12 protein-coding genes are annotated in these 12,245 nt (G+C 56.8%); 9 read left to right on the top strand and 3 right to left on the bottom strand.

Features of this window, described 5'->3' with window-relative positions; all coding sequences use genetic code 11:
• Positions 1-23: 23 nt before the first annotated feature.
• Together AB8B31_RS01695 and AB8B31_RS01690 are read left to right on the top strand one after the other, a co-directional pair.
• Positions 24-257 (top strand): DUF2188 domain-containing protein, encoded by a 234-nt coding sequence (locus AB8B31_RS01695; RefSeq protein WP_018244775.1) that lies wholly within the window; start codon positions 24-26, stop codon positions 255-257.
• 18 nt (positions 258-275) lie between these two features.
• Positions 276-1,130: a non-homologous end joining protein Ku gene (locus AB8B31_RS01690; RefSeq protein WP_130759255.1), complete on the top strand. Its 855-nt coding sequence runs from the start codon at positions 276-278 to the stop codon at positions 1,128-1,130.
• A gap of 176 nt (positions 1,131-1,306) precedes the next feature.
• Here AB8B31_RS01690 and AB8B31_RS01685 read toward each other — a convergent pair whose 3' ends face one another.
• The gene (locus tag AB8B31_RS01685) at positions 1,307-2,113 is read right to left on the bottom strand and encodes a non-homologous end joining protein Ku (protein ID WP_130715618.1); all 807 of its coding nucleotides are present in this window, start codon (positions 2,111-2,113) and stop codon (positions 1,307-1,309) included.
• A gap of 30 nt (positions 2,114-2,143) precedes the next feature.
• Here AB8B31_RS01685 and AB8B31_RS01680 point away from each other — a divergent pair, with 30 nt between their 5' ends.
• Positions 2,144-2,290 (top strand): hypothetical protein, encoded by a 147-nt coding sequence (locus AB8B31_RS01680; RefSeq protein WP_155295872.1) that lies wholly within the window; start codon positions 2,144-2,146, stop codon positions 2,288-2,290.
• A gap of 394 nt (positions 2,291-2,684) precedes the next feature.
• Positions 2,685-4,019, top strand: coding sequence for an O-antigen ligase family protein (locus AB8B31_RS01675; protein ID WP_130759254.1), 1,335 nt, complete (start codon positions 2,685-2,687; stop codon positions 4,017-4,019).
• Between the two features lie 45 nt (positions 4,020-4,064).
• On the opposite strand, the gene AB8B31_RS01670 is transcribed toward AB8B31_RS01675, so the two are convergent.
• Positions 4,065-5,210, bottom strand: a complete 1,146-nt coding sequence (locus AB8B31_RS01670; protein WP_130728870.1) for a right-handed parallel beta-helix repeat-containing protein — start codon at positions 5,208-5,210, stop codon at positions 4,065-4,067.
• Between the two features lie 594 nt (positions 5,211-5,804).
• Here AB8B31_RS01670 and AB8B31_RS01665 point away from each other — a divergent pair.
• A complete protein-coding gene (locus AB8B31_RS01665) occupies positions 5,805-7,646 on the top strand; it encodes an acyltransferase family protein (protein WP_130759253.1) in 1,842 nt (613 codons plus the stop codon).
• A 162-nt stretch (positions 7,647-7,808) separates the two neighbouring features.
• On the opposite strand, the gene AB8B31_RS01660 is transcribed toward AB8B31_RS01665, so the two are convergent.
• Positions 7,809-8,504: an alpha/beta hydrolase gene (locus AB8B31_RS01660; RefSeq protein ID WP_130759252.1), complete on the bottom strand. Its 696-nt coding sequence runs from the start codon at positions 8,502-8,504 to the stop codon at positions 7,809-7,811.
• A 550-nt stretch (positions 8,505-9,054) separates the two neighbouring features.
• Between AB8B31_RS01660 and AB8B31_RS01655 the strand changes: the two genes are divergently transcribed.
• The 4 genes from AB8B31_RS01655 to AB8B31_RS01640 all read left to right on the top strand — a co-directional run bounded on the left by AB8B31_RS01655 (position 9,055) and on the right by AB8B31_RS01640 (position 12,243).
• Entirely contained in the window at positions 9,055-9,537 is a 483-nt protein-coding gene (locus AB8B31_RS01655; RefSeq protein WP_018244765.1) for an MSMEG_0572/Sll0783 family nitrogen starvation response protein, read from the top strand.
• 75 nt (positions 9,538-9,612) lie between these two features.
• Positions 9,613-10,659 (top strand): Nit6803 family nitrilase, encoded by a 1,047-nt coding sequence (locus AB8B31_RS01650; protein WP_130759251.1) that lies wholly within the window; start codon positions 9,613-9,615, stop codon positions 10,657-10,659.
• Complete coding sequence (locus AB8B31_RS01645; protein WP_130759250.1) at positions 10,586-11,704, top strand: MSMEG_0568 family radical SAM protein; 1,119 nt, start codon at positions 10,586-10,588, stop codon at positions 11,702-11,704. The genes AB8B31_RS01650 and AB8B31_RS01645 overlap by 74 nt, the downstream gene beginning before the upstream one ends.
• On the top strand, positions 11,701-12,243 hold the full coding sequence (locus AB8B31_RS01640; protein ID WP_130759249.1) for an MSMEG_0567/Sll0786 family nitrogen starvation N-acetyltransferase: 543 nt from the start codon (positions 11,701-11,703) through the stop codon (positions 12,241-12,243). Before AB8B31_RS01645 ends, AB8B31_RS01640 begins: the two co-directional genes overlap by 4 nt.
• Positions 12,244-12,245 lie beyond the last annotated feature (2 nt).

Below are 12,245 nucleotides of genomic sequence, written 5' to 3'. Positions count from 1 at the left end.
TAGTTGAGAAGAGGAGATCCGAAATGGCCGATATCACCTATCAGGTCGTGCCGCATGACAATGGCTGGGCCTATAAGCTCGGCGACACACTTTCGGAAACCTATGCGACAGCTGACGAAGCGATTGTCCATGCCAAGGACGCCGCATCGCGCCAGAAGATCGGCAATGGCGATGCGCTGCTCGCCTATCCCGCACCCGACGGCCGCGGCTGGGCATTTCAGGAACTCGAAACCGACAAGAGCGGCAGCCGGCTCTGATTTGCGACGGAGGATGGAATGGCCGCTCGGGCAAGCTGGAAGGGTCATCTGAAGGTAGGCGACCTTGCCTGCGCCGTCGGGCTCTACACCGCTGTTTCCTCCTCTGACCGCGTCTCCTTCAACATTATCAACCGCAGGACCGGCCACCGGGTGGAACGGCAATTCGTCGACAGCGAGACCGGTAAACCGGTCGAGCGGGGCGACCAGGTCAAGGGCTACCAGATGGAGAATGGCGACTACATCGTCATCGAGGGCGACGAGATCGCCGAAATCATGCCGGAAAGCGACAAGATCCTCAATATCAAGGCTTTCATCGCCTTCGACGATATCGACAAGCTCTATTTCGACCGCCCTTACTATCTCGCGCCCGTCGACGAACATGACGAGGAGGCGCTGTCGCTGATCGCCAGGGGCATGCGTGACGGCAAGGTCGCGGCTTTGGCCGAAGCCGTGCTTTTCCGGCGAATCCGGACGCTGCTGATCCGTCCGCATGACGACTACATCGTCGCGACGATGCTGAATTTCGACCACGAGGTGCGTTCTGCCGATACGGTCTTCAAGGATATCCCCGACATCAAGTTCGACAAGGAAATGATCGAGCTTGCGGGCCATATCATCGGCACCAAACAAGGCAGCTTCGAACCGAGCACGTACGAGGATCGCTACGAGGCTGCCCTCGTCGAACTGGTGAAGGCTAAGATCGAAGGCCGGGCGCCACCGAAGAAGAAACAGGCCCCGGAACGCAAGGTCGTCGACCTGATGGAGGCACTGCGCCAGAGTGCCAAGATGAGCGGCAAGGCGCCAGCAAAGAAGGCCCTGGCGAAGAAGAAGGCGCCGGCGCGCAGCGACAGCCGCAGCAAGAAGGCAAGCTGAGATGGCCTCGCCCCCTGGCGGGCGATGGGCAATCTCAAGCGCACCCGACCTCGCGCGAATACAACGGTTTGTCGCGCCGGCGAAGCCGCGGGACCTGAAGCGCGTCAAAGTGATTCCCGCGATGCTTTAAGTCTTTGATTTATGTATATCGTTTCCCAAAATCGCTGGCCACTTTTTCATTGGCGCGGCTTCTGGCCGCCTTCCGCTGCCAGGCTCTTCTTCAGCGCATCCATGATATTGATGACGTTGCCGGTCGATTTCACCGGTGCGGGTTTTGCCACGGGCGCTGCCTTCTTCAGGCTCTTCTGCTTGCCGCGGATCATCGACTTCAGGCGTTTCTGGATCGGGTCCTGCACCATGGTCGGGCTCCAATCCTTCGTCTCTTCCTTCACCAGTTGCGTCATCAGCGTCAGCAGCTTGCTGTCGATCTCGGCCTTATCGTCGAGTTCGGCTATGGGATCACGCACCTCGTCGCCGTAGCGCAGGGTCCAGAGAACGATGCCTTTGCCTTGCGGCTCCAGCAGCACGGCACGCTCACGACGATAAAGGACAAGGCGGGCGATGCCGACGACCTCATTCGCCTTCATCGCCTCGCGGATGACGCAGAAGGCTTCGACCCCGACCTTGTCCTCGGGCGCCAGAAAATGCGGTTTATCGTACCAGATCCAATCGATCGAGCCGCGCGGCACGAAACTGTCGATCTCGATGGTGCGGGTGCTTTCGAGCCCGATTTCCTCGATCTCCTCGTCTTCGAGGAGAACATAGTCGTCCTCGCCGCGCGGATAGCCCTTCACCTGGTCCCTCTCGGCCACCGGTTTGTGGGTGACGCTGTCGACATAGCGGCTTTCGACGCGGTTCTTCGTCTGGCGATTGAGGACGTGGAAACGGACCTTGTTGCTTTCGGTCGTCGCCGGCGTCAGCGAGACGGCGGCGGTGACGAGCGAGAGCTTGAGATAGCCTTTCCAGAATGTCTGACGTGCCATGTCTGTCCTGCCTCCCGGACACGGTTGGGCATGGCTATCAACGGCGGGTTCGGTCTTTGGTTCCGCGAGCTGAACGAGGTTTCGATTGGCGACAACAGCAAACCTCCCGGCGTGCGCGTCAGGGGTGCGATCGTACCCGCCGGGGAAGTTGGACAAGATCATACCCACATTGAATGATAGTGGCGTTACGCAGTTGCGAGCGTGTGACAGCGGATGGCTAGGACCAGTTGGCGCGACATATTGGAAGGTTTAGCAAACTGGATTCGACGAATAATATGGCTTAGAGTGGCGCCCACATGGCGGCTTAAGCAGAAATTGAAGCAATAACTTATTGATCTGGTTCATGAATTGCACGCCAACCACACACACTTGCAAACGAGCTACGTGCCGGCTGTTTTGGATTGGGAGTGGCGAACCAATCGAACCGTATCGATTTGTGATGGATTGTAGACAGAAACCAGTGTCAATGATTTCAATGTCGCACACAGAGTCGAACAGAGGTAAATTGTGATTTTGGCTCAGTCCTATTTCGAATAGGAACATCCCCGAACATGAGATAGAAGAGCTCTTAATGGCGATACAAGACGCGTCTATAGCACGAGACTATTATCAAGGCAGCCACCGTCGGCGCACGGCGTCCAGATGGCGCGTCAGGCGAGACGTGCTGGCGAAGCTGGTTCTTACTGTCGCATTTTATGCGGCGCTTTGGCGGGCGACCGGCATGTGGTACGGCCTGCCTGCAAATTTCGATGATGGCGCGTCGGTAGACCCGCTTCCGATGAAGTTAATGCTTTACAGCCTTATCCCATTGTCCGGTCTGTATTTTCTGTTGGAACAACGGCAATTCATAAGAACCTTTTCAAGGATTTCACCGCTCATCGGGGTCGTTGCCATTTCCTGTCTGACATCAATCGTCTTCTCGATTGACAAAGGTGCATCTTTAAAGGGATTGGCCGCCGTCATCGTTCTTGCGGTCCCGCCGCTTCTTTATCGCGCGCGCTATGGCAACGTGGAAGCATTTCGCATCCTGGGGCGTTTTGCGATCGCGGCGGCATTTATCAATGTTCTCTATACTGCCGCTTTCCCGCAATTTGCAATCATGCGCGGCAGCTATGCCGGTATGGTAAAGGGAGCGTTTTACCACAAGAATACATTGGGACAATTTTGCTCAGTCAGCTTTGTTTGCCTGTTGTCGACGCAGAAGCTAGGTCGACTTCGTTACAGCACGCTTGTTCGATGGGCTGCGATGCTTTGCCTCCTCGCTTTGATTGTAGCGACAAAGTCCTCGACAGCGGTTGTATTGACGATGTTCGGCAGTGTCATGCTGTATGCTATCCGGATTATCCACGTCTACCCAAATCGCCTTTTTCGCTCATTTGTCGTCGCTCTGCTGTTTCTTCTTGTGGGTTTTGCCGCCAGTTTCATTTATTTAGGTGTGGCCTCTGCCGTTGCTGAAGCTTTCGGCAAAGACCTTACTTTCTCGGGGCGCACCAACATCTGGGAACAGCTGTTTCCGCTGATATGGGATAGGCCCATAACCGGTTACGGCTTTGCGATGTTCCGCCAGCCTGATGTCATGGAGGAATATGTCAAGGTGACGTTCGACGCGCGGTCGACGCACAACACCTATCTCGAACTTGCCCTCAATATCGGCATTCCCGGTATCGGTGCATGGGTCGTGTTCTTGGTGACTCGCCTTTTCCGGAAGATGACAATCGTCGAATCCGATCAAGAGCAATCGGGCGCCAGACGGAAGGAGATCGTGATTATCATCCTGATCATGCTTGGATCCATGACAGAGGCGGGGATGATGCTCGCACCCTTTATTCTCTGGCCACACACGGTGATTGCACTCTCCGAGCTGCGTCCGAGGTTGTTGGCAAACCGGAGACCGCGTGAGGCTTGAGACGCGGAGGCTTCACTGAGGCTCCGCCTGGCCTCAGTGTGGCGATTAAATAGAGAGATAGCGCTTCTGCCAAGGCAGCATGTTTTCTTGCCATGCACGCGGCGTGAAATCGTCATAGGCCGTCTCGGCAATCGCCAACATCCAATTCTGCCCCTTGCGGGCCAGCAAGACGCATGACAATTCCATGCTAGGCTCGATCGCAATGGAGGGCCGGTTGGCGCCTGATATATCGATCCCTTTGTTCCGCCACTGGATGCGGATTTCGTCGGGCTCGGATGTCCATTCGCCGGAGGAAACGGAAGCCTTTCCGTCCGGCTTGACGCGAAGCGGCGGCGGCGTGACGTTCAGAAAGCTGCCGTCGTTGAGATAGTTGCCTTCGATTTCCCCCGCAGTCGCTTTGCCGTTTCCTTTCAGAAAGATGTCCTGCTTGCACCGCAAGAATATGTTGCGTCGAAAGCTTCCAGACCACGGCCGATTGGCAAAAAACCCAATCTCACATTCGCTGATCACGTTATCGTGGATATCCATGTCTTTGCGAAATGCCAGGCTCTGGTCCGAGTAACCGCTCAAACTCACGCCACGATTGCTGTTCTCGATCCTGTTGTCATAAACATGGTGGCCAGCATGGTCGACTTGATCGCCAACCCCATACCCGAAGGAATAATCATTCATCTTCCCGTCGCGCATGACGTTACTGCGCACGACGGCATCGTCGCCGATCGATGAAAAGGAGAAATTTTTCCCCCCGATGAAATTGTATTCAACAAGGTATTGTCGCGTTCTACCGCAAACCAGCGCCCCCTTGTTGGATGTGCTGGTCGGCGACTGAAGAAAAAGGTTGCCCCGAACCACCACATTGGAGCTCACATTGCGATCGTCGTTTTCGTAGGCGAATTGGCAACAATCCGCCCCCTGGCCGGGCGCCGGGCCGACGCGGTTGTTCTCCAGCAACACGTCCGACGTCATGGTTAGGTAAATGCCGTCGCCGTTCACATTCTCGGTCTCACAGCGCCGTATGACGAGATTCCTGCCATTGTGAAATTTGAAGCCGCGGGGAGAATTCTTGACGATCACGTCTTCGACCACCGTATCGGAAAACACCTGATAGGCGACGCCGATGTCCGGAGCGCCGTCGATGACCTGTCCCCGCGTGGATGCACCGTGAATTTTCTTTCGCAAGATGGCGGGCATCGGATCTCCATTCGATACGGTTACAGCTTCTAATAATGAGGGGTCGTGTGGCGGATGTTTGAATATCTGGAAATTATCCTAACCTGAACGACCCCTGAGAAATCCATGTAAATAGACCCATGACGTCCCGGCCACATCGATTGAAACTGTGTCCGTCCAGCTGCGTGCTGCCCTGGGATCGCCTTCCGGCACTCTGTTGGTCACACGTTCGCCCAATTTGGCCTGCAAGCCGTCCTGGCAATGCCGCGCTGCGTTTCGGCAGTCAATGTTAAATCACCCGTCAGCCTTATGGCCTGAGTTGTGGAACCGTTGAAAGGCAGCTGTAAAATGTGCCCTTTAGTCGAATCACCGTCGAAATGAGAAGCGGATGGACATCGCTCTGCTTCTCGCCAGCTTCATCGGACGAATGGTAAAATAAGCAATACTCCGAAAACACCCGATGACCCTTGCGGCCCCTCCGCCGACTCTCGAGGTCGTTCTCGCTGTGGACAGAAGCCCGTCTAAGGCGAGTAGTTTTCATTTCACCCTGATGCTGATTGCATATTGACCGGTCTCACGGTACGAAATCCTGGGAGGCCAAATATCGAGGCCCAAATGATTACGCATCGTCAAGATATCGACGGCCTGCGTGCCGTAGCCGTAATTTTTGTGATTCTTTATCACTGTGGATTTGACCGCATTCTCCCCGGTGGATTTATCGGGGTGGACATTTTTTTCGTGATCTCGGGATACCTGATTACGAAAATCATTCTTGCTGACGTCGGGGATGGCCGATTCTCGATTGGCAACTTTTATAGTCGCCGCGCAAAACGAATTCTTCCCGCTGTCGTGGTCATGTATGCCGTTGTGATGGCGGCTTCTTATTTTACGATGCTGCCTGACGAAAGCTTGCGGGTCTTTAAGTCTGTCACTTCCTCCGCGCTTTTTGCCTCAAATGCTTATTTCTATTTTACAACTGGATATTTCGATGATTCCTCGGAATTCAATCCAGTCCTGCACACATGGTCGTTGTCGGTCGAAGAGCAGTTCTACGTCTTTTTTCCACTGATCGTCATGTTGGCAAGCCGATATGGGCGCAGGGCAACCGGGATGGCCATAGCGGGGCTTTTTGCGGTCAGCATCATTGCTTCCATTATCACTGTTCCAATCAACCGCTCCGCAGCCTTTTATCTTGTACAGTATCGCGCGTGGGAACTGCTCGTAGGCGCTCTCATCGCAGGACCGGCACTGACGAAATTCTCTGATGCGCGGATCAACGATGTGCTTTCGGCAATCGGTGCTTTGCTCATCTGCCTCAGCGCGTTGCTGCTGTCGAAGACGTCCGAGTTTCCCGGATTGACGGCGTTGCCCGCGACCGCAGGCACGGCGCTGATCATCTGGACGGGCCCAAGCACCCTTGTCAGCAAGCTTCTCTCATTGAGGGTCGCCACTGCTATAGGCTTGATCTCGTACTCCCTCTATCTGTGGCATTGGCCGATTTGGGTGTTTTCGAACCAGTACGGAGCTTGGGAGCATGGCTGGCAATTGGTGCCGATCGCTTTGAGTTTCGTCGTCGCATATGTTTCGTGGCGATTTGTCGAAACGCCGTTCCGAACAATGAGATACCGACCTCTCGTGTCCGTAGCCGCCGGAGCTGCTTCAATCGCATCCGTAGCAATGCTGGCATTTGTCGGGCAACTCGCTGCCGATCAAATGAAAGAGGACAACACGGCTGTTGAACGGGTGGCGGAATTTGCTGACTACGACCCTTCGAAAGCCTTTCGCAGTGGACAATGCTTCCTCACGTCAAACGACGGCATCGAAAAATATGATCGTGATGCCTGCCTGGCTCTATCAAACAATCAGCAAAACATGGCGCTTGTCGGTGATAGTCACGCCGCTCATCTATATCCCGGGCTAAGGGCGCTTTCGGGGGCCAATGTCATTCAAGCGAACGCATCAGGATGTCGTCCCACCCTCGACGCCGAAGGCGAGGAACGCTGCATCGAACTCATGAACTACATGTTCAAGGAATTCTTGCCGAGCCATAAAGTCGATGTTCTCGTATTGGCTGGACGCTGGACAAAAGATGACGTGAAACTCATCAGAAAGACGGTGGATTACCTGTCACCATTTGCCAAAAAGATCGTCGTCTTCGGACCAGTGGCAGAGTATAAATCTTCCCTGCCGCGGTTGCTCGCACACAGTCTCTACGACAAGCAACCATTTAAGGCCGCCGATCATCTGGTGCCTCGACAACACATCGGTCTGGACATTCAAGACGCGTTGGCCGGAAGCGGGGCAACATACATCTCTACCTATAAGACGATGTGCAACCCAGATTGTGTGGTGTGGACAAAAAGCGGAGACCCAGTCCAATTCGACTATGGGCACTTCACCGCCGACGGCTCCCGCGTTCTGATTTCAAGAGTTAAGCAAGCCCTCGTCGTTCAGTGATAAGAGCGTGCCCATCATCGCGCGTTTAGTTGAACTGATCCCTTCGATACCGGCGCAGCAGGGATTAAGCCGGAGCATGGAAGGCGGAAGCGATCAAGCAGATGATCGGGCGGCTCGCGCGGAGGCGCTTATTCTCACGCCCCCGCCACAAGCGCCTTGTTCTTACTTTGAGACTGCCATGGCCGCCTCATCGATAAAAGCCGCGACCTCCAGAGGCTTTGATTGCGGCAAAGCATGACTTGCTTCCAAGGTCATGACTTTCCGAGCACCGAGACGAGCCGACATTGCCCTCTGGTTTTCAGGAGCAATCATTCTGTCGTCACTTGCTATTTGATACCAGGATGGCTTCTTCCTCCAGGCGGGCGCGGTGACGACGTCGCCAAAGGTACCGGCAAGCGGCGCTTTTTGGGTGGCCGCCAGAACGACACCTTCTTCGGGAGGCAGATCCTGGCAGAAGCTTTCGTGAAATTTATCGGCCTTGAGCCAGAGGTAGCTGTCGCTGTCCGGCTCGATATTGGCCATTGCCGCGGGCGGATGCCGTTGGGTGATAGCAGCTGGACTTTCACCTGCATCGGGGGCGAATGCGGCGATATAGACAAGCCCCGCGACATTCGGTTGATCTCCCGCTTCGGTGATGACCGCACCGCCGTAGGAATGACCGACAAGCACGACCGGCCCTTTCTGCTGGGCCACCATCTTGCGTGTCCGTTCAGCGTCCTCGGCGAGCGAAGTCAACGGCAGTTCGACGGCGTGAACGGACTGATAGCCCCTATGCGCCAGCTCGAGTATCACCTTTCCCCAATGGGCGGCCCCACCCCAAAAGCCGTGCACCAGAATGATCGTGGGTTTATGACTCATAGTTTCTCCTGTTTTCTGAAAAGAGCGATACGACTGTGATCGGCGAGAACGGAATCAAGGCATCCTCTTTCGCCGTCGGCGGAATTGGCGGCTTGTTCCGTTGGTACACCAACGGTCTCACGCACACATCCAACCGCTTTAATTGATTGCATTCAATATAGCTAGGTTTTTTCGATTGATGCGATAATGCCTGTTGACGCGTAGCCCTTCTTCGGACCGAGACGCATCCATTGCATTGCGACGTCGCCGGAAAGGCGGCCTCAACTCGGACAACAGCTTCGATCCTGGCCCGGGCTGCACAAATGTCATGGCTCCCTCCAATGATTGACGCCCAATTGAATGCATCTGATTTGAGCTTTCGTGCATTCGATTTTTGCACGCCGTCGCTCAGAAAATTAGCTCTAAAATTTTTGTTTTCGTTATTGATAGTATAATTGAATGCATTATCGACAGATTTGACTGCTATTTGTGCATAATCAATCTGGCATGGCGCTTGCAATTGGATGGATGCTCCCCGGATGGGGATCGGATTTCAATCAAGGAGCCATCCATGCCCGCAGTGACCAAGCCAGCCAATCAAAAAGGCGACTTTCTTGTCGATTACGAGGACAAGGTTTTTGAGGACGTACAGGCCGGCGAAGGCGAAAAGGCCCTCGTCACCTTCCATACAGTGGCCTTCGAAGGATCGATCGGATTCGTCAACCTGCTGCAGGCGACGCGCCTGAAGCGGAAGGGGTTCGAGACCTCGGTCCTTCTCTACGGCCCGGGCGTCACGCTCGGCGTCCAGCGCGGTTTTCCGACGCTCGGGGCGGAGGCCTTTCCCGGCCATCTGAATTTCAATAACCAGATCGTCAAGTTCATGGAAGAAGGCGGCAAAGTCTATGCGTGCCGTTTTGCCCTTCAGGCGCTTTACGGCCATGGCGAAGGCGCGCTGATCCCCGGCATCACGCCGATCAGTCCGCTCGACGTTCTCGACCTGATCCTGATCCATCGCCGCGACGGCGCCTTCATCCTTGATACCTGGACGCTCTGAGCATCAGGCGCCCCAAAAAATAAAGGGCGGAGCCTTGGCGCTCCGCCTCCCCACCCGTCAATCGAGGATTTCGTCATGGAGAAAAAACCGAGCGTCCGGGTTGCCGCCGCGCAGATCGCGCCGGATCTGACCTCGCGCGAGAAAACACTGGCCCGGGTGCTGGATGCAATTCGTGAGGCCGCCGCCAAAGGCGCCGAGCTGATCGTCTTTCCCGAAACCTTCGTCCCCTGGTACCCCTATTTTTCTTTCGTGTTGCCGCCGGTTCTTTCCGGCAAGGAGCATGTGCGACTTTATGAGGAAGCCGTCACGGTGCCGAGTGCTGCCACCGATGCCGTCTCGGCAGCCGCCCGCCAGCATGGCATCGTCGTGGCGCTTGGCGTCAACGAGCGTGACCACGGATCGCTCTATAATGCCCAGCTGCTGTTTGATGCCGATGGCACGCTCATCCTCAAGCGTCGCAAGATCACCCCAACCTTTCATGAGCGAATGATCTGGGGCCAGGGCGACGCCTCCGGCCTGAAGGTGGTCGACAGCGCCGTCGGACGCCTTGGGGCGCTGGCCTGCTGGGAGCATTACAATCCACTGGCCCGCTACGCTCTGATGGCCCAGCACGAGGATATCCATATCGCCCAGTTTCCGGGCTCGATGGTCGGACCGATTTTTGCCGACCAGATGGAAGTCACCATCCGCCACCACGCGCTGGAAAGCGGTTGTTTCGTGGTCAATGCCACAGGCTGGCTGACCGACGAGCAGATCGCCTCCATCACGTCCGACGCCGGCCTGCAGAAGGCGCTGCGCGGCGGCTGCATGACCGCAATCATCTCGCCCGAAGGCAAACATGTCGTGCCGCCGCTCACAGAAGGCGAAGGCATCCTGATCGCCGATCTCGACATGAGCCTGATCGTCAAACGCAAGCGGATGATGGATTCGGTCGGCCATTATGCCCGACCCGAGCTGCTGCATCTTGTCATGGATGGCCGCGCCACGGCGCCGATGGTCACCACCACCCAGCCATCCCTCCCCACAGCCGAAGCAAGGACCCTTTCCGATGGAGAATACGACACGTCTGCCGACCGAGATTCTGATCAACGAATTGCAGTCCTACGGAGCCCGGCTCGTTGACCCCAAGGCCGGGCATGAAAGCCGCCGCGGTGGTGCCGGACCTTCCGACCACAAGGCGCTGACCATTGACGGCATGACGGTGATGGTGCCGGTTCACACCGCACCCGCATTCGAGAGCCCCTATCTGGTGGAAAAGCCGGATGACATGGGTCGCAGCCGTATCAGCCGGGACGGCACGGTGCTGGGCGAGGTTTCCTTTCCCCTGCGCCCGCGCTTCTACGAGCGCTCGACCGCCGACGGCATTCCCTATTCGCAGATCGCCGTTCTGCACGGCAAGGACGTGCTCGCTACCACCGTGCTGCAGACCTGCATCCGCTATCAGAGCCGCACCAAGACCTGTCAGTTCTGCGCCATCGGCCAATCGCTGGCCGCCGGCCGCACTATCGCCCACAAGACGCCAGAGCAGCTCGCGGAAGTCGCCAGGGCCGCCGTCGAACTGGACGGCGTCAAACATATGGTGATGACCACCGGCACGCCGAAGGGCGACGACCGCGGTGCTGCGATCCTCGCCGACAGCGCCCGCGCCATCAAGGCGGCCGTCAATATTCCCATCCAGGCGCAATGCGAGCCGCCGGAAGACGATATATGGTTCACCCGCATGAAGGAGGCCAGCGTCGATGCACTGGGCATGCATCTGGAAGCCGTAACGCCGGAGGTGCGTGCCCGCATCATGCCGGGCAAGGCGCAGGTCTCGATCGCCAAATACATGGCCTCGTTCAAAGCCGCAGTGGAGGTCTTCGGGCGCGGCCAGGTCTCGACCTACATTCTGGCGGGTCTCGGCGACAGCCGTGAAGCCATTCTGGACATCTGCGAAAAGCTGGTTGCGCTCGGTGTCTATCCCTTCGTCGTGCCCTTCGTACCAATCTCCGGCACGCCGCTCGAAAGCCACCCGGCGCCGCGGCCCGACTTCATGGACTCGATCCTCGGACCCTTGTCCAGGATGCTGGTCGTCAGCGGCTTGAAGGCCGTCGACATCAAGGCCGGCTGCGGCAAATGCGGCGCCTGCTCCGCCCTTTCCACCTATGAAAGGATGCTCACCAAATGATGCTCGAAGCCTTTGCTCCCTATCGCTCGAGCGAATTCCAGGTGAAGTTCGCAACCTCCGCCTGGGAGCGCCGCGAAGCGCATACGCTACGCCGCGCCGTCTTCTGCCAGGAACAGCGGATCTTCGAAGGCGATGACCGCGACGCGATCGACGACGACGCCATCCCGATCGTGGCTCTCTCCATGCTCGGCATTGCCGCCGACCAGTTGGTCGGAACGGTGCGCATCCATCAGGCCGAACCCGGCCTCTGGTGGGGCTCGCGACTGGCGGTCCATCCGGATTTTCGCAAGATCGGCGCCCTGGGGGCGACCCTGATCAAGCTCGCCGTATCCTCCGCCAATGCGATCGGATGCCACACATTTCTCGCCAATGTGCAGGTTCAGAACGGTCTGCTGTTCCGCAGGCTGCACTGGGATGTGATCGAGGAGTTCGAGGTCTACGGCAAGCCGCATCTCAGGATGAAGGCCGACCTTGCCTATTATCCGCCCTGCGTCACACCCGAGGCAGGCTTCACCGCCCTTTCCAGAAAGGCGGCGTGAGA

Source organism: Rhizobium sp. 62_C5_N11_2, assembly GCF_051811185.1.
Lineage (GTDB): Bacteria > Pseudomonadota > Alphaproteobacteria > Rhizobiales > Rhizobiaceae > Rhizobium > Rhizobium leguminosarum.
This window is presented reverse-complemented; position numbering and strand designations above follow the sequence as displayed.